The 17,733-nt window shown below is 39.2% G+C and carries 19 protein-coding genes and 1 riboswitch; of the genes, 15 read left to right on the forward strand and 4 right to left on the reverse strand.

Features of this window, described 5'->3' with window-relative positions; genetic code table 11:
• Window positions 1-282: 282 nt before the first annotated feature.
• The 4 genes from ACZ47N_RS09845 (at window position 283) to rocF (ending at window position 4,455) form a co-directional block, all read left to right on the forward strand.
• Window positions 283-918, forward strand: coding sequence for a tetratricopeptide repeat protein (locus ACZ47N_RS09845; protein ID WP_464886380.1), 636 nt, complete (start codon window positions 283-285; stop codon window positions 916-918).
• A gap of 70 nt (window positions 919-988) precedes the next feature.
• Entirely contained in the window at window positions 989-2,389 is a 1,401-nt protein-coding gene (nhaC, locus tag ACZ47N_RS09850) for a Na+/H+ antiporter NhaC (RefSeq protein WP_464886381.1), read from the forward strand.
• A gap of 112 nt (window positions 2,390-2,501) precedes the next feature.
• Window positions 2,502-3,464 (forward strand): threonine ammonia-lyase, encoded by a 963-nt coding sequence (locus tag ACZ47N_RS09855; RefSeq protein ID WP_464886382.1) that lies wholly within the window; start codon window positions 2,502-2,504, stop codon window positions 3,462-3,464.
• Window positions 3,465-3,549: 85 nt separating this feature from the next.
• Complete coding sequence (gene rocF, locus ACZ47N_RS09860; RefSeq protein ID WP_464886383.1) at window positions 3,550-4,455, forward strand: arginase; 906 nt, start codon at window positions 3,550-3,552, stop codon at window positions 4,453-4,455.
• Window positions 4,456-4,507: 52 nt separating this feature from the next.
• Here rocF and ACZ47N_RS09865 read toward each other — a convergent pair whose 3' ends face one another.
• Entirely contained in the window at window positions 4,508-5,368 is an 861-nt protein-coding gene (locus ACZ47N_RS09865; RefSeq protein WP_464886384.1) for an ATP-grasp domain-containing protein, read from the reverse strand.
• Window positions 5,369-5,526: 158 nt separating this feature from the next.
• A riboswitch (cobalamin riboswitch) is annotated at window positions 5,527-5,710 on the forward strand.
• A gap of 297 nt (window positions 5,711-6,007) precedes the next feature.
• Here ACZ47N_RS09865 and ACZ47N_RS09870 point away from each other — a divergent pair.
• From ACZ47N_RS09870 to ACZ47N_RS09905, 8 genes are all read left to right on the forward strand, one after another.
• The gene (locus tag ACZ47N_RS09870) at window positions 6,008-6,916 is read left to right on the forward strand and encodes an ABC transporter permease (RefSeq protein WP_464888436.1); all 909 of its coding nucleotides are present in this window, start codon (window positions 6,008-6,010) and stop codon (window positions 6,914-6,916) included.
• 22 nt (window positions 6,917-6,938) lie between these two features.
• The gene (gene nikC, locus ACZ47N_RS09875) at window positions 6,939-7,886 is read left to right on the forward strand and encodes a nickel transporter permease (protein ID WP_464886385.1); all 948 of its coding nucleotides are present in this window, start codon (window positions 6,939-6,941) and stop codon (window positions 7,884-7,886) included.
• A 63-nt stretch (window positions 7,887-7,949) separates the two neighbouring features.
• Window positions 7,950-9,524, forward strand: coding sequence for an ABC transporter substrate-binding protein (locus ACZ47N_RS09880; protein ID WP_464886386.1), 1,575 nt, complete (start codon window positions 7,950-7,952; stop codon window positions 9,522-9,524).
• Complete coding sequence (locus tag ACZ47N_RS09885) at window positions 9,502-10,317, forward strand: ABC transporter ATP-binding protein (protein ID WP_464886387.1); 816 nt, start codon at window positions 9,502-9,504, stop codon at window positions 10,315-10,317. Before ACZ47N_RS09880 ends, ACZ47N_RS09885 begins: the two co-directional genes overlap by 23 nt.
• The gene (locus tag ACZ47N_RS09890; RefSeq protein ID WP_464886388.1) at window positions 10,310-11,080 is read left to right on the forward strand and encodes an ABC transporter ATP-binding protein; all 771 of its coding nucleotides are present in this window, start codon (window positions 10,310-10,312) and stop codon (window positions 11,078-11,080) included. The genes ACZ47N_RS09885 and ACZ47N_RS09890 overlap by 8 nt, the downstream gene beginning before the upstream one ends.
• Window positions 11,081-11,259: 179 nt before the next feature.
• Complete coding sequence (locus ACZ47N_RS09895; RefSeq protein ID WP_464886389.1) at window positions 11,260-11,688, forward strand: flavodoxin; 429 nt, start codon at window positions 11,260-11,262, stop codon at window positions 11,686-11,688.
• A 235-nt stretch (window positions 11,689-11,923) separates the two neighbouring features.
• The gene (locus ACZ47N_RS09900) at window positions 11,924-12,415 is read left to right on the forward strand and encodes a MarR family winged helix-turn-helix transcriptional regulator (RefSeq protein WP_464886390.1); all 492 of its coding nucleotides are present in this window, start codon (window positions 11,924-11,926) and stop codon (window positions 12,413-12,415) included.
• A gap of 13 nt (window positions 12,416-12,428) precedes the next feature.
• Window positions 12,429-13,850, forward strand: coding sequence for an MATE family efflux transporter (locus tag ACZ47N_RS09905; RefSeq protein WP_464886391.1), 1,422 nt, complete (start codon window positions 12,429-12,431; stop codon window positions 13,848-13,850).
• 562 nt (window positions 13,851-14,412) lie between these two features.
• On the opposite strand, the gene ACZ47N_RS09910 is transcribed toward ACZ47N_RS09905, so the two are convergent.
• The 3 genes from ACZ47N_RS09910 to ACZ47N_RS09920 all read right to left on the reverse strand — a co-directional run bounded on the left by ACZ47N_RS09910 (window position 14,413) and on the right by ACZ47N_RS09920 (window position 16,418).
• A complete protein-coding gene (locus tag ACZ47N_RS09910) occupies window positions 14,413-14,775 on the reverse strand; it encodes a hypothetical protein (RefSeq protein ID WP_464886392.1) in 363 nt (120 codons plus the stop codon).
• 110 nt (window positions 14,776-14,885) lie between these two features.
• Window positions 14,886-15,101 (reverse strand): hypothetical protein, encoded by a 216-nt coding sequence (locus tag ACZ47N_RS09915; RefSeq protein ID WP_464886393.1) that lies wholly within the window; start codon window positions 15,099-15,101, stop codon window positions 14,886-14,888.
• Window positions 15,102-15,386: 285 nt separating this feature from the next.
• Window positions 15,387-16,418, reverse strand: a complete 1,032-nt coding sequence (locus ACZ47N_RS09920) for an IS1595 family transposase (protein ID WP_464886394.1) — start codon at window positions 16,416-16,418, stop codon at window positions 15,387-15,389.
• Window positions 16,419-16,643: 225 nt separating this feature from the next.
• On the opposite strand from ACZ47N_RS09920, the gene ACZ47N_RS09925 reads away from it, so the two are divergent.
• The 3 genes from ACZ47N_RS09925 to ACZ47N_RS09935 are packed head-to-tail and all read left to right on the forward strand — an operon-like array spanning window position 16,644 to window position 17,732.
• Window positions 16,644-16,949, forward strand: coding sequence for a DUF5320 domain-containing protein (locus ACZ47N_RS09925; RefSeq protein ID WP_464886395.1), 306 nt, complete (start codon window positions 16,644-16,646; stop codon window positions 16,947-16,949).
• 26 nt (window positions 16,950-16,975) lie between these two features.
• The gene (locus ACZ47N_RS09930) at window positions 16,976-17,332 is read left to right on the forward strand and encodes a DUF134 domain-containing protein (protein ID WP_464886396.1); all 357 of its coding nucleotides are present in this window, start codon (window positions 16,976-16,978) and stop codon (window positions 17,330-17,332) included.
• A 31-nt stretch (window positions 17,333-17,363) separates the two neighbouring features.
• On the forward strand, window positions 17,364-17,732 hold the full coding sequence (locus ACZ47N_RS09935) for a NifB/NifX family molybdenum-iron cluster-binding protein (RefSeq protein WP_464886397.1): 369 nt from the start codon (window positions 17,364-17,366) through the stop codon (window positions 17,730-17,732).
• The last annotated feature ends 1 nt before the right edge of the window (window position 17,733 follow it).

Consider the following 17,733-nt stretch of genomic DNA (forward strand, 5'->3'; position numbering starts at 1 on the left):
TAACAAGATATTTTTACGAGAACAAGAAATAATCCATGCAAAATCAAAAAAAACAAGGTAATATAATGAGAATCATTTTAAATAAGCCTTGAGCGGCAAGGCGATGGCTTGTCACTTATGATAGTTGGAAAATTGCGTCAACTGTCATACTATTGACAAATAGGGTTGCGAGAAGTATAATTTTTTTAACTATTCAAATATTTCGAGAGGAATGTTGAAATGTCATAAACATCTTATTCGTATTGCAAAAAAAGTGCAAACATTTGTTGGAATGGAGGATGTATGGCAGAGCATAAGAAAAAATCAAAAAAAGAAAAAGGACTGGAAGTCATTGGGAACCCAGTTATAAATCAGTTCTTAACTGGAAATTTGGAGGTTGGTGCAAAAAGTAGTCCGTACAAGGTGCAAACACTTATGGGGTTTGTGGGGATAGGACTAATTTTTAGCAGTTTTCGATATCCTCCCATTTTTTTTGTAGGTGCTGGGATCTTGTTTTTAAGGAGGATGTGGCGAAAAAAAACGGATCAGAATCAAGTCTACTATCAAGATGCAAAGGTAGCTTTGAAAAAGAAAAATTATCAACAGTGTATTATAAATCTAGAAAAAATAACCAGTGCTTTCCCTAAAGCAAAAGAACTACTACTGGTACAGGCGAGCTGTTATTTAGAGCTAGAGGACACACAGAAAGCCTACGTGATCTATAAAACTTTTTTTCAAAGCATTGACGAAAACCAATACAAAGAAGAGATATATAGCCCTGCGGAGGAAAATGCTTTATTACTAGCGCTGGAAGAGCAAGACATGGGTTTTGCAAAGCAGCTGATTCAAAGAATGACTCGCTGCAACCGTGATGGAACCATGCTTGCTCCTTTGATAAAGCGATTTCAAGAACTAGGGGGTGAATGGATAGAAGAATAAAACGAAGGTCGGTTTATCTAGCAAGAACAGAAAGGGCTCATGAAGAGGTTTAACTAAAGGGGGACTGAGCATGTTAGAGAATAAAGAACCGAAAAAAGCCAGCTTAGGACAAGCGTTATTTGTTATTGTATTTTTAATTGTTACTCTGTATGTTTCTTTAGTAAGAATGGGACAGGATCCCCATGTACCACTGATTATTGCTTCCATAGTGGCAGGATTGATTGGAATTGTATCTTTAGGTTTTAAATGGTCAGACTTAGAAGAAGCGATGATTCAGTCGATTAGTATGGCGATGCAAGCTGTGTTGATTCTGATGATTATTGGATCAGTCATCGGTACGTGGATTCTAAGCGGTACGGTGCCTAGTATGATTTATTATGGATTACAAGTACTATCGCCAGGGATATTTTTAGTGGCCACCGCTATTATTTGTTCTGTTGTTTCAATCTCTACTGGAAGCTCATGGACTACGGCTGGAACTGTTGGTATAGCTTTGTTAGGAGTAGGAATAGGTCTGGGAATCCCTGTAGGAATGGTAGCAGGTGCCATCGTTTCAGGTGCTTATTTTGGAGATAAGTTATCTCCTTTATCGGATACGACTAACCTAGCGCCGGCCATGGCAGGCTCCACTCTTTTTGATCATATACGAAGTATGATCTGGACTACCCTTCCAGCTTTTGTTATTTCGATTATTTTATATGGGATTCTTGGATTAAGATATGCTGGCCAAGAACTGAATGCTGAAGAAATTAATAGGATGCTCTCTACCATGAATGAGAATTTTATGATCAGTCCATTGCTATTTATTCCACCAATTGTTGTTATTATTATTGTTGTTAAAAAAGTTCCAGCGTTACCAGGATTGTTAAGTGGGGTTGTTCTTGGTGCTATATTTGCAGCTGTTTTTCAAGGAGCCAGCTTGGGTGACGTTATTGAAGCGGCACATTATGGCTTTTCTATGGACAGTGGCTATGAAGTGGTAGATGATCTATTGAGTCGTGGTGGTTTGGACGGAATGATGTGGACAATATCGCTGATTCTAATTGCCCTCTCTTTTGGAGGAATTCTAGAAAAAACTGGAATGCTTCACGCTATTGGAGAATATATTTTGAGGTTTGCAAAAGGAACAGGATCTTTAATTGCCGCTACAGTACTTACTTGTTTTGCGGTTAACTTCTTAGCGGGAGAACAGTATATCGCATTAGTCATTCCTGGACGGATGTACCGTGATACGTACAAAGAAAAAGGAATTCACCCTAAAATTCTATCCAGAGCACTGGAAGGCGGTGGAACTGTCACATCTGCCTTGATTCCATGGAATACGTGTGGTGTGTTTATGTGGGGGACACTAGGGGTTCATCCTTTTGTCTATGCGCCCTATGCTTTCCTAAATATTCTTACGCCAATTGTTAATATTGTTTATGGATTTACTGGATGGACCGTTGACAAAATCGAAGAAGAAGAGGAATAAAGAGTGATGTTGATAGTCGTAAAAACGTGATTTAATAAGGATATTAGTATATAATACTAGTATCCTTATTAGTGTGTAGAGAGAAATTTAAGTTGTGGAAGAGAGGTAAAAAATGAGTTTGAAGTATGCTGAAGTGGTAGAGGCTTATCGTCGTATTCAACCCTATGTGCGCAAAACACCTTTGGAAGAATCAATTTATTTAGGTGGAGAAGGCCAGCGAATATTTTTTAAGTTGGAGTCTTTGCAAAAAGTTAAAAACTTTAAAATACGTGGAGCTTTTAATAAAATCCTCAGTTTGTCCGAGGAAGAAAAGCATCAAGGCGTAGCCACGGTGTCTTCTGGCAATCACGGTAGTTCTGTCAGCTATGCGGCTAATTTGCTGGGAATACAGAAAGCCATTGTGTTTGTTCCAGAAATGACTCCTCAAAGTAAAATAGATAAAATAGAGTATTATGGAGCTACAGTAATAAAAATTGGGAAAAATTATGATGAGGCCCATACTTTGGGGAATCAATATATTCAAGAAGAAAAAATGACATACATTGATTCCTATCATTCAGACAGGAAAGTACATGCTGGCCAAGGTACTATTGCTATTGAGTTATTGCAGCAGAACAGTCAAATCGATACAATAGTAGTGCCGATTGGAGGAGGCAGTTTAATTAGTGGAATTGCAGTGGCAGCAAAAACGATTAAACCAAGCATTAAAATTCTAGGAGTACAGACAGAAGCATGTCCCGCAATGATCCGATCTTGTGAAGAAGGGGTTTGTCATGAAAAATATCCGACAAAGCCTTCTTTATGTGATGCATTAGTAGGTGGAGTGGGTCCCTTAGGGTATCACATGGTATCTTCTTATGTAGATGATCTATTAATGGTATCTGAAGAGACCATTGGTAAGGCTGTGAGTCTAATGGCCAAGAAGGAAAAACTGATTGTGGAAGCAGGCAGTGCTACTACGGTAGCTGCTGTGATGGAGCATGGTGAGAGTTGGGATGGGAAAAACATTGCCTTAGTGATCTCTGGTGCCAACATTGATGGAGATATACTTGCTAGTCTTTTACAGCGATACTAGGAAGGAAAAGGATACAGGATAAAAGCTGAAAACATTGATAAACATTCAAAAAATGTACAGATGAATTTATTTTAGGAGGGATACAATGAAACAAAAAAATGTATCGATTATCGGGGTGCCAATGGATTTAGGCCAAAATCGAAGAGGCGTTGACATGGGTCCTAGTGCTATGCGATATGCTGGTGTTCAGTCACGAATTGAAAAGCTGGGACACAAGGTTAGTGATGATGGCGATGTCCTTATTGAAGCTTTAGGGCATAAAGAAGAGGCAGAAAAATCTAATCTTAGAAACTTAGTGGAAGTAGAAAGAGTGAATGCAGCATTAGCCAAAAAAGTAAGTGGAATTATTGCTAAAGGTTGCTTTCCTCTGGTCTTAGGTGGTGATCATAGCATTGCTATTGGAACGATTGCAGGAGTAGCAGACCATTATGAAAATCTAGGGGTTATATGGGTGGACGCCCATGCTGATTTAAATACAGAAGAAACATCGCCGTCTGGTAACATACATGGGATGCCTTTAGCCGCAAGCTTAGGAATTGGCAATAAGCTTCTGACAAACCTTCATCAACCAATCGCAAAAGTAAAGCCGGAGAATGTAGTGATGATTGGACATCGGGCTTTAGATGAGGGCGAAAAAGAGTTGGTGAAAGCACAAGGAATCAAAATGTACACCATGCATGAGATTGATAGAATGGGCATGGCTAAAGTAATAGAAGAGTCCTTGGAATATTTGAAAGATAAAACAGATGGTATTCATCTATCTTTGGATTTAGACGGATTAGATCCTGGCGATGCCCCTGGAGTAGGGACTCCGGTTATTGGTGGTATTAGCTATCGGGAAGGACATCTTGCCATGGAAATGCTGGCAGAATATGATGGGATTGTTTCGGCTGAATTTGTGGAAGTAAATCCTATTTTAGATGAAAAAAATAAAACAGCACAAGTAGCTGTCGCTTTAATAAGTTCTTTGTTGGGAGAAAGATTGTTATAAAAAGGATTAGTAGATAAAAGCGAAAGGCTTCAGAAAAATATTCTGGAGCCTTTTATCGAATCAGGGCATTACAAAGCTTTTTAAGGCCCAAGGGGTTTCGAGACAAGTACAAATTTGGTTCGATCATTTCAAGTTCAAGCAGTAATGGTTGTTGTTGTTCATCGTACAAAAAATCTACCCGCATAAACATTGGAATTGGGTTAAGAACCTTAATTAAGTGTTTTAAAAAAAGACGATCTTTATGGGTTAGAAACGTTTCAGAGTAAGTTCCACCCCAGTGCTCATGGACTAAAAAACCATTCTCGGCAGGCTTTTTTTTCATAGCAAAAACCGGGTCACCATCAATAATCACTGCTGAACGTTCACCATCAGTTTGAACGCTTTTTATAAATGGTTGTAATACGGCTGATTGATTACGAGTTAAATGAAGAACATGCTTTTTAATGGAGTTAAAATCCTGGGCGTCTACCAAATAAGTATGATGGCCGCTTGCTCCAATGCTGGGTTTCACAATAACTTTATCAGTAGAGAAATTCCAACAAAATGGCGTTAAGTTCATGTGATCATCAATAAAAAAACTAGGAACAGTGGGAACTTCATGGTCTGATAGCCATTGAAGATAGCGCTTATTACTGTTCCAAATAATGGTAGAGGCATTATTAACAAGGCGACAGTGTTGTTCAATTGCTTGCATACGTTTAATAAACTCAGGTAATCGATGTTGGTAATCCCAGCATGAACGAACGACAGCGGTATCGAATTGCTGGTAGGAAACAGATGTATCATCCCATGGTACAATAGAAGCATTGCAACCAAGTTTGTGTAGAGTTGATTGTAAGGCGAGGTCATCTGGATGATGGCTGAGTGAATATTTTTGGCTTACTAGAATAGCAAAGGTTGGCTTTGAGTTCATTTGCATAGGAACCTCCTGAAATTGAGAGTAATTTTAGAACATAGTAAAAGATGCAATGGAAAGTGACGCATTTTCTTGTAGAAGTATAGCATAAAAGTCAATAAATGATAAGCTTTATCATTTATTGACTTTTATGCTTGTTCATGATAATATTTAAATAATTAAATATTTTTTATGGTGTCTATTTTTAAAAAATAGACAAAGGGGAAGTAGGTGTAATTCCTACGCGGTCCCGCCACTGTAATGCTAAGGGAGATATCCTGCCACTGTTATAAAAATGGGAAGGGGGATATCTTTACGATGATGCTGAGCCAGGAGACCTGCCGTAAAATGCTCCGAAGTTTCCACGGAAGATGGGAGGGAGGTCGTACTCGAATATTTTAGGCGCTTAGTGATCCACTAACTTCAGAATAAATTGAGTAGCTGAAACCTTTTCTACTAAATATGGGAAAGGTTTTTTTATTGAAAAAAATCCAATAGACTGAAGGTGACAAGGTCAAGCATTACGCTTATAGAGAAGTATCGGATTGACAAAGGGAAAAGTATCCTAATGAATCAAATACAAACGAAATGAATTATCAATAAAGGGTGTTTAAATTGAGGAAGGTATTAATAACTAAAGCTTTTCAGCTGTTAGTTGTGCTCATATGTACCACGTTTATTACATTTTTACTTTCCTATTTCAGTCCTGGAGATCCAGCAGAAAGGAGACTTATGTCGAGAGACGTAGTCCCCACAGTCGAAACGCTGGAAAGAACCAGGGAAGAAATGGGGCTGAATCAGCCCTTTTTAGTTCAGTACGTACGCTGGGTCTCTGGATTGCCCCGTGGCGACTTAGGGGAATCATATCATTTTCGAAAACCAGTTGGCTCGGTTCTTTTGAACAGGATGCCAAATACCTTTACTTTGGCATTGGCTTCTCTCGGCCTTATAGTGGCAACTTCCTTGCCTTTGGGAATGATCGCTGCCGTGAAACGAAATCGTTTAATAGACTATTTAATCAGGATTATTACATTTTTTTCTTTATCGATACCAGGCTTTTGGCTTGGGTTAATGCTTATGTACATAGTTGCAGTGCGATTTGGATTGGTTCCTATTATGCAAGGGAGCGGCGCTATTGACTTGTTGCTACCTACCATTACCCTGTCTGTGCCATTGATTGGTCGATATGTTCGAATAGTCCGCACGGTCATTCTGGAAGAACTCTCCATGGATTATGCGATTAGTGCAAGAGCTCGGGGAATTTCGGAAATTTGCATTTTAATATTTCATGTACTGCCGAATGCGTTGCCTGGATTACTAACATTAATAGGGATGACGATTGCATCTCTATTAGGAGGAACTATTGTTGTTGAACATCTTTTCATGCGTCCCGGATTGGGTTCGATGGTCCTGCAGGCCATCAGTTATCGTGATTACCCACTGTTGCAGGGGTTTGTGCTTCTAATGGTCTTAACCTATGTGTCGATCAGTTTTCTGGTAGACATTTTAACGAAATTGCTGGATCCACGAATTTTATTAATAGATAGAAAAGAGGAAATTTCTTGAAGGGGAAAAAGAGGTTGAGGCAATGAAAAAGTGGTGGCCTTTGATATTGGTAATTGGATTATTAGTATTTCTTTTTGTAGCACCTGTTCTAGCACCCCATGATCCCATAGATACCAACTTGAACCATGTTTTGCAGGGTCCCAGTGATGATTTTCCTCTCGGTACTGATCAAGTAGGACGGTGTTTGCTTTCGCGTATACTTTATGGTGCTCGAATTTCTGTTGGCTCCACTATAGGCCTTTTGTCGGCAATGGCTTTAACTGGTCTGATAGTAGGGGTTACTGCCAGCTATTTTGGAGGTGTGGTTGATCAAGGGATTATGAGAATTTCAGATGCTGTGTTGGCTTTTCCGGACATGGTGTTTGCCATTGCAGTAGCAGGCTTGATAGGCCCAGGGCTTCGCAACACACTCATTGCCTTATCAATTATCTGGTGGACACGTTACGCACGGCTGATACGTGTACTTACAGCCCGACTCTTGAACCGTCCCTTTGTTGAAGCTGCACGAATGGCGGGGGCGAGTCCTCTGAAAATAATAAGACGTTATATTTTACCTAATCTCTTCCCTACGTTAATCGTCCAGTATGTAACAGATATAGGAAGCATCATGTTGGCAATTGCGAGTCTTTCTTTTGTTGGTCTTGGTGTACAGGCACCATTACCAGAATGGGGAAGCATGTTAAATGAAGGGAGACCTTATTTGCAAACAGCCCCCTGGCTTTTGATTTATCCAGGAATGGCTATTTTTTTCGTGGTGTCTATTTGTAATATCACAGGTGATCTATTGCGAGATAAAATGGATCCTCATGATAGTTCGAAATCAGAAATGACAAATATGTACCCGCAAGTAGGAAAAAGACACTTATTTAGAAAATTGTTTGTGAAGGATGAAAAATGTAAAGAAGGCGGAAAAAAGCAAAGATACTACCAGGAACTAAAAGAAGGCAGAAAAGGTGGTGAAGCCTGCTAATAATAAAAGGATTAGATTTTGTGTTTTATTCATTTTTAACGGAAAAAATAGGAGGCGTACATAGTGATAAAAAAAATGCTGGTATTGATGATTTTTATATTGATGCTTATGATGGGATGCTCTGATACAGATAGCGATTTGGAGATGTCTGAAAAGGAGTCAATAGAAAATGGAGTACAAAATGCAGATCATGAAAATACTCATGTGAATGTAGGATTGTTTTGGCTAGATGCAGACCTGGAACCAACAACTGCTTGGCATGGATGGGCACTAGCGCGTTTGGGTGTTGGAGAAAATTTGATCCAATTGGATGAAAATATGAATTTTATGGGAAAAATTGCAGAAGAATGGGAAATGAAAGATGATCAAACAGCTGTATTTAAGTTGCGTCAGGATGTATATTTTCATAATGGGAAACAAGTTGATGCGGAAGCGGTGAAAGCTTCAATTGAGCGTGCACTGGAGATGACGGATCGCGATGATGTGAAATTTCCTGTTGAAACAATTGAAGCAGATGAATTTACGGTGACGATCCGTACCCAAGAGGCTTGGCCAACGTTGCTGAACCTTTTAGCGGATCCTGTATATATCATTGTTGATGCTGAAGCGGCACAATCACCTGATTTTGCAGTTGAGCCTATTGCGACGGGTCCATTTAAAGTGACTGGATTTACTTCGGATGAGGGTTTTGCATTGTCTCGTCATGATGATCATTGGAATGGAGCAAGCAGCATCGAAACAATAGATGCACGATATATTCCTGATGCTTCGGTTCGGGCAATGGCACTTCAAACAGGAGAAATTGATTTCGCCACACAGTTGAACCATACAGATCTGACGCTTTTTGAAGATAACGAAGAGTATGAAGTTCTCAAAGGGCCAAATCTACGAATTTTCCAAATGAGATTAAACATGAACAAACCCTATATGCAATACCCTGAGTTTAGGCAAGCACTGGTGCATGGGATTGATCAAGTCAGCTATGCGAAGAAATTGGCAAATGGTGTGCCAGCAAAAGGACCTTTTACTTCTCAGCTAGCTTTCGGTTATGATGGGGAGATTCCTTACGAATTTGATCCAGAAAAAGCTAAAGCCTTACTTGATGAGATTGGTATGGTTGATACAAGTGGTGATGGATTTCGTGAATATCAAGGAGAGAAAATAAAGTTAAACTATGTAGCGAGAACCGATTTAGGACAAGTTCCCAACACAATTGGTTCTGCGATGCAAGCTCATTATCGAGACATTGGTTTGGATATGGAACTACTTTTAGTGGAAAGCGATACCGATCTGGTGGAAAATAGAGAATATGACATGCGATGGGAACGCTGGACTTCAGCTCCTACAGGGGATCCACAAAGCTTTCTGCAAGCAAGCTTTGGAACGGATGGTGTTGGGAATCGTGGAGATTACAGCAATGCTGAACTTGACAGTTTAATTGAAGATTTGATGCAAACAACGGAAAAAGAAGTGCGGGATGAGATTGGAAAGCAAGCTTCGGAAATTCTATTAAAGGATGTGCCAGCCTTATTTCTGTATTATGGAGAAGGAAACGTTGTGCACAATAGACGGTTGTCTGGTATAAAGAGATTCACTTCAGAGGTGTATTACCTTGATGAACGGGCAAAACTGCAATGAAAAACAGCCACTATTAAAAATTGAAAATCTTACGGTGGCATATGGTCATGAAATTGTTTTAGAACAAATCAATTTACAAATTTTTCAAAAAGAAATTCTAGCTATTGTGGGGGAAAGTGGAAGTGGTAAGTCTACTTTAGCGCGAGCTATAATGAACCTTCTACCTGCTGGCGCTCAAAGGCTTTCTGGTCAGATTTATTTTCAGGGTGAGGATGTATCTCGGTTTTCGAAAAGAGACTGGCAACGATTCAGAGGTAACGATATTGCTATGATCTTTCAAAATCCGTCTGGATATTTGAACCCAGTACGACGAATAGGAAAACAGTTTATTGAAAGCATTCGAACTCATCACGGGGGAACGATTAAAGAGGCGGAGAAAAAAGCAGTGGATACCCTTAGGAAACTGGATTTGAAAGATCCAATGCGTGTCATGCAAGCATATCCTTTTCAATTGAGTGGTGGTATGAATCAGCGAGTTGCTATAGCGATGGCCACAGCAATGGCTCCTCGTCTTGTTATTGCAGATGAACCAACCAGTGCACTAGATGTGATTACTCAAAGAAAAATTGTTGAAGAGATGAAAAAGCTAAGAGAACGGGAAGGTGCCAGCATCTTAATGATCACCCATCATATTGGTTGTGCAGCATTTTTATCCGATCGCATTGTGGTAATGAGAGAAGGCTGTATTGAAGAAGAAGCTTCGACAGAAATTCTAACAAAGCACCCCGCAACCGACTATACCCACCGTCTTTTGGAAGCGGTACCCAAATTGGGAGGAAGTGAGCATGATTAATGATGCAACGTTGCAAATAGAAAACCTGTCGAAAAGTTATCCTGGGAAGCAGCAAAAGAGCCTGAAAGCAGTTAACTCTGTCAGCTTAAGAATAGCGAAAGGAGAAGCCATAGGCTTGGTGGGGGAAAGTGGTTGCGGAAAAAGCACTTTGGCGAGGATAATCTGTGGGCTTACAGAGGAAGACGAAGGGGATGTTCTTTTTCAAGGAAAATTTAGGAGTTTTAAGAATCATAAAGATCGCAAAGCATACTATAGAAAGGTTCAAATGGTATTTCAGGACCCGATGTCTATATTTAGTCCGCGAATGCGTATTGGAGAATACTTAGCAGAACCTTTTATAAACTTTGGTTTAATGAAACAGAAAGAAGCACAAAGATTCAGCAAGAACCTTTTGAAACAAGTGTATCTTCCTGAGGAAATGATACTACGATATGCAAGTGAACTTAGCGGGGGACAATTACAACGAGTGGTTATTGCGAGGGCAATCGGATTAAAGCCAGTGTTATTGGTATGTGATGAGGCGACATCGAGCCTTGATGTAACAGTTCAGCAGGAAATAGTCAGATTATTGATGAAGCTAAAGAATCAACAATCTATGTCAATGCTGTTTATCACACATGACTTGGCATTAGCCCAGCAAGTGTGTGGCCGTTTGTATGTTATGAAATCTGGGGCAATAGTTGAAAATATTGAAAGTTGTCGTTTGAATGAAGCGCAACATCCCTATACAAAGTCACTAATGAAAGCGGTCTTTACCCTATAAAGGCCGCTTTTCCTATGAAGCAATTAAGTAGTTGATTGAGACATATAGTTGTTTTGGAGCTATTGAATTAAAGATGTTAGGTTAAAAATGTTTGTACTTTAGCTTGACAAAGCAATGTCAATCTGAAATAATGATATTGATAATCAGTATCATTGAAAAAATCTAAGGAGGCGTTTTGAATGAAAAATGTGGCCATCATCTTTGGTAGCACCATGGGAAATACAGAAAGAGTAGCAGAAATCATCAAAGATACTATGACAAATTGCAAAGTCTCCATTACCGATGTTGGTAATGCAGAAGATGAAACCGTTAAATCGGCTGACCTTGTTCTCTTGGGATCATCCACTTGGGGTTATGGCGATATTCAAGATGATTTTTTGAAGTACTATGAGTCCATGAGTAGCAATCTTTTCAGTGGAAAGGATGTTGCGGTGTTCGGTTGTGGAAATAGCGAAGACTATCCAGACGTATATTGTGAAGCTGTGAACTTGATAAAAGAAAAAGCTTCTCAATGTGGCGCTAATGTCATAGGCGAAGGCTTAAAAGTTGATGGAGATGTAGAAGACAATACATCGGAAATAGAAGCATTTGCTAAATCTTTTTGCTAAAGAGAAACCATGCAAGTCATTTCCGTACTGGATTATGAGAAGCATGTAAGTTGTTAAGCTGTTCCCAAGGGAACAGCTTTTTTAGTGGATTTTTTGAGGAAATAGAGGTGTGAGTATTACACGATTTGTATTTTAGAATAGGGCCGGATACGAGTGAATACTAAAATGCATTGACAGTGAAATGAATTTAGATTAAAATAGTTTTACAATAAAACTAATTGAAAGGAGAAATAAAATGTCCTTAAAAAAATATGATTCAAATAGCTTAAGAACAGAAGCAGAAAAAATGATGGAACTCTTGAATCTATTGACACTTTTCAGCAGAAAAACATTGTTAGAGTGGTTACCCTCTGTAACAGCTGAGTTTGGTTTCAGCGAAGAGAGGTTCATGGTACTGTATGAATTGGATCTGCAGCCTAATAGCAGTTTGAAGGATTTAGCCAGAAATTTGATGGTATCTTCCTCCAGTTTATCTATTATGATTAACGCTTTGGTGGAGCAGGAGCTGGTGGAACGAGTGACAGATCCTCTAGATAGGCGACGGGTATTACTTAAATTGAGTCATTACGGAGAAACGATGCTTGGAAAAGCGAATACCTATCTGGTTCAATGTTTTCAGGAGTACCTAAAGGGATTAGCACCAGAAACTAGAAGGGAATTAGAAACTGCTGGGGATGCTATGGCTGTGGCTGTAAAGCATGTAATGAAAGAATCTATGGAAGCCTAAGGGGTGGTGATTCATGAATAGGGAATCGTTTTTAACCGAGCCATTGGGAAGGTTAATCAAAAAAAATGCCATGCCAGCGGTAGCATCTATGCTCTTTATGGCATTGTACCAAATTATTGATGGCATAATGATAGGAAGACGATTGGGCGCAGAGGCACTGGCATCCGTTAATCTTTTGTATCCCATTATAGCACTATTGGTAGGACTAGCTGTCATGTTAGGGGTGGGTGGAAATGCTAGAATAGCCATTTTGTTAGGGGAAGGAGATTCTTACAGAGCCTCTCGGGTATTAGGGCTTATTATTATTCTGGGGATTGGATTAGGAGTTTTAGGGAGTGTTGCATCCGTTCTTATGATGCCAAAAATCCTGAATTTTCTTGGCACATCTGGCGAGCTTGGTACACAGGCAGGATCTTACTTAAGTGGAATGTCTCCTTTTTTTGCGTGGATGATTGCTATTTTTATTCTTGAGCAATCTGTCCGAAACGATGGACAGCCGAATCTGGCTAGTGGTGTTATGGCGATGGCGGCAGTCTTAAACATTGGGTTGGACTATCTGTTTTTATATGTATTAGATTATGGAATAAATGGAGCTGGAATGGCTACAGGCATTTCTCAGAGTGCTGGAGCCATAGTGTTCATGTTCTATTTTCTTAAGAAAACTTTTCGAAAAGATAAGGGGCTACGTTTTGCAATACCAGATAGAAACCTTGGAACATGCAAAATTATTGTTATTAATGGTGCCTCTGAACTGTTTAATAGTTTGGCCATGGGAGTAGTAACCTTTGTTATTAATCGAAGTATATTAACCCATATTGGTGGACTAGGAATAGCCGCTTTTACTTTGGTTCAATATGTAATGGTGGTAGCCATGATGATTATGACAGGTATTGGGAATGGAACTCTGCCTATTTTCAGTTATAATCATGGTGCTGGTTTTTCGCATCGTGTTCAAGGAACCTTATGGCGAAGTTTGCTGATAGGGACGGTTGTAGGAGGAATCTTATTTGGACTGATGTCTTGGCAGATGGAAGGGATAGCAGAGTTGTTTCTGCCGGATCAGCCAGAGGCAGTGGTCTTGACACTAGAGGCAGCCAGTTATTTGCGTTGGTCTTTATGGTTTATGCCAACGGCTGTACTTGGCTCTATTTATTTTACAGCATTAGAACAGGCGGCTAAATCTATGAGTATTGCCGTTTCTAAAAGTCTTTTATTTCCTTTGGTTGGACTATGGTTGCTCCCTATATGGTTTGGCACAGATGGTATTTGGATGGCTCTGATTGCTACGGATTTATTAGCAGCAGTGGTGGCTGCTGTTTGTTACTGGTGGAGAAGAAGGGATGAAAAAGAATTGTTTAGTTTTTGTTTAGAAACATATGCTATTGTAACTAATCGTGGGCGATTTCAATTTTTACGAAAATCAGCAGAGAAATAGCCTATAACGAGCACAAAACAAGGAGGTTTAAGGTGAAAGAGTGGTTAGTTGATATCATTATTATCTGTGTAAAGTTAATGATTGATCTCATTTTGAAAGTTGTATAAGGGATAGTCTCTTAATACGATTTTATCGAATGTCGTTACATTCATTAAAGGGGTGAAGATAGATGACCATGGTGCGGTGCTTGGTGGAACATCCAGAGCTTTCGAGGACGAGGAATGGTTACTCCAGTAATTTGACTGGCACAAATAACACTTTTCGTTTTTGTAGATTTCTCTTTTAGTTGGAGGGAGGCAATCTTTTGGTGATGGTGTTAGAAAGAAAACGCAGCCATTTTTCCAATATAACTAACAGAAATAAAGAAGAAGAGACGTTCAAATGGAAGCGTCTTTTTTTATGCTAGACTCTGTTAAAGTTTATTGTTGATTTAGATAAAATATTAAAACGATAGCTAATTTGCTACCGCTTTAAGTCACATAATATAGAGGGTGCGTCACTATAAATTTTGTATAAATTTAAAATTTACCTATTTCTTGAAAAAGCCTCATTATAGATTTGGTTAAGGTTCGATTAAGTGCTTCTTTAAATCATCTATCCATATACTAAAAAAATTCTTATATTTGCATTCTATCTTGTTATTAACACTTAACCCTATGTCTTTACTAATGTTTACAATTATATTTGTTCCTTTTTCTAATTCTTGCAACTCAATTGTTATCGTTTTCGGTAAATACTTTGTAGGCGCCAGGAAAGTTCCTAATACACTAGTTATCAGGTGCGAGCCCTGTTTAGCAGATATAGTGCTTTGATTTTTTTCTACAATAACCATTCTATGTTGTTCGATAAAATGCAGGATTTTATCATACACGTTGCTTTTCTCATTTTCCACTACCCATGATCTGCTTAATTTAGCATTGGACATAAAACTAAACCTCCCGAATGACAGTATAAAGCCAAGTAATCCCTTCCACTCAATTATTTAGTTTCATTGATTTTTCTCTCAATAGTACAAGCTGCTTTTCTCTTCAAAAACTATCCGTTCTCCCCATTTATCTCTTCAAAAACTAACCTTTCTTCGTCTGTTAAAATAACGATGTCATTTCGATATCGAGCATATGGAGAGCCTATTTTTATTCCATAATACCCACTCATATTTATTTGAGCATCTTCTTCTGGGAATTCATTTAAAGGTACTTCCGATTCAATTTCGCCGAGAATATCATCTTCGCTAATTTTATCACTACTCACAGTTCTATCCCGAGCACTGGACATAGTATAAATAGTACCATCTACCATAATAGAGGGGGGTCGAGCATCTGGAGTATCTGGTGGGGTACCTGGCGTTAAATCGCTGCTTTCGCTACCACACCCATAAAATCATCAAACAAACCAACATCAATAACGATATAACAACCTTTTTCATAACACTCACCCTTTCTTATAAAACTACCCTCTAATCTAAGGTGCATTAACTATCTTATGCGAAACAATCCATTCATTGCCATTTTCACATGGAATAGTAATAATTACAACCTAAATCGAATTGAATTTCGAAGTTCTGATGGAATCATACGTGTCATTAATTTGGTATAAGCATATTCTTACAAGAAACTCTTTAATGTTGTTGATAGTATTCTCATGACCGATTGAATCAAGGAAGTTGTACCATGACAGATAATTATCCAAATACTTCGAGGAAATCCCTTTGAATTTATTAATGAACTTCTTTAACTGAGAGTGGAAGCTGTTAACATTTTGGATATGGTATATTCCTTTAATGACACGCCCAGTATCTCCAGGTTTGAGTTGATAGAGTTTAACACCTTTTTCTTCACAGAAAGTTCTATATGCACGCCATTTGTCAGTACAGATTATATTTTCTTGTGAAATATAATCACCGATTACTTCATCAAGCATTTGTTTTTTTATTCGTCCCATGCAGCCAACTTTAGCTATAGTATTTTTCGTGCGATCTCTAGCTACGACCACGCATACTTGGTCTTTACTAATGCCCCTGTATTTTGATTTACCGCCCCTTTTACGAGGTTTTCTAGTAACTTGTTTTTTACCCTTTTCAGAGTATAGAAAGTAGGTTTCGTCAATTTCTACTATACCTTCAAAATCGTCTATTTCATCTTGCTTTAGAGCATTTAATATTTTATGTTGCCAATAAAACACTGTAACCAGAGTTAATCCAACAATATTGGCAGTAGCTCTTAATGGTCTGCCTTCAAACATACATTCAATAAACAGCAACCACTTTTCAAGGTGTTTGGTTCTATAGAAGGGTGTCTGAATGAAGTCATTAAAAGTTTTTTCACAATATTTACATTTATATCGCTGACGGCCTTTGTATTTACCATAACGGACACTTTCTTCAGCGTTACAATACGGGCAGATCAAACCCTTGTTAAATATAGTTTCTTTAAGCTCGTTCATAACTTCCTGCTGGTCTAGGTTATTCGAATCGACTTGTTCTTGTAGAATTGCATAAAGCTGTGCTTTGTGATTGGTGTCTAGCTTGTCTATAAATTTAACTAGTTTATAAAACCTGTTATCATCCATAGCTTCCACCCCTTGAACAGAACATACGCTCCCTTTAAGTATAACATATTAATTTGTAACTCTCTAGGAATCCACAATTAACTCTACAGAGCCTTATGCTAAAAAACCGGAGGTGATTATTGACATATGTCAAATAAGATGTATAATGAAATTATAAATGACATATGTCATTTATAAAATTACTTTACTAAAGGTTAGAGGTATGGATCAAAGGAGGAATGAAAAATGCCAGGAAGAGATGGAACAGGACCACTGGGAAGAGGAGAAGCTACTGGTAGGGGAATGGGAACTTGTGTGATACCGAGAAAAATACTTGGAAGACGAGGAATGGGACGAGGAATGGGAAGAAGCGTGGGAAGAGGATCTGGTGCCAGCTTTAGATTTGGACGTGGCATGGGGTTTTGCAGGGTCCCGCTGACGGAATCAGAAGAAAAAGAATGGCTGAAACGGGAAAAAGAAATACTGAAAGAAGAACTGAATTATGTCGAACAGGAACTTGGAAGCCAGTCTGACAAAGTAGAAGAAAAATAATAAGAGGAAAGAACGAGGTGGAGCCTATGCCCAGACCCCACAAATGGAGAAGGGTTTGCGGACTTCCGGAAAGTGATTCCTTCGGTCCGCAGACCGATTCTTTTAAATCAGTCAAAACGATGATGATGTCAGTAGAGGAATATGAAACCATTCGGCTCATCGATGTGGAAGGATTAACCCAGGAAGCATGTGCGAAACAAATGGAAGTCGCCCGGACAACGGTACAAAAAATCTATAATGATGCACGGAAGAAAATCGGTGAAACATTGGTTTACGGTTATAATCTGAAAATAGAAGGCGGCAAATACCAGCTTTGTGAAAGTGTGGAGCAGCTACCCGGTTGTGGACGATGTCGTCGGCGTCGGCACGGAAAAAAGGAATAAGCAGCGCAGATAAAAAACGGAGGTGGAAGAGATGAGAGTAGCAGTACCAGTAGAACATCAGACATTGAAGGCAGAAGTTTGTCCTTCTTTTGGAAGGGCGCCCTTTTATGTTATTTATGACACCGAGAAAAAAACAACGGAGTATCTTCAGAATACAGCGACGGGAAGCCAGGGCGGAGCTGGCGTCCAGGCGGCTCAGCTAATCGTGGATCAGCAGGTAGATGCCATTATTACGCCCCGCTGTGGTAAAAATGCGGCTGCCGTGGTTCAGGAAGCAGGAATTAAGTTGTATCGTTCCATCAGCGGTTCTATTGAAAGTAATTTGAAGGCTTTTGAAGAACAGAGCATGTCCGTACTGGAAGAAATACATGCTGGATTTCACCGTCATGGAGGGCGGTAGC

Source organism: Tindallia texcoconensis (assembly GCF_055383815.1).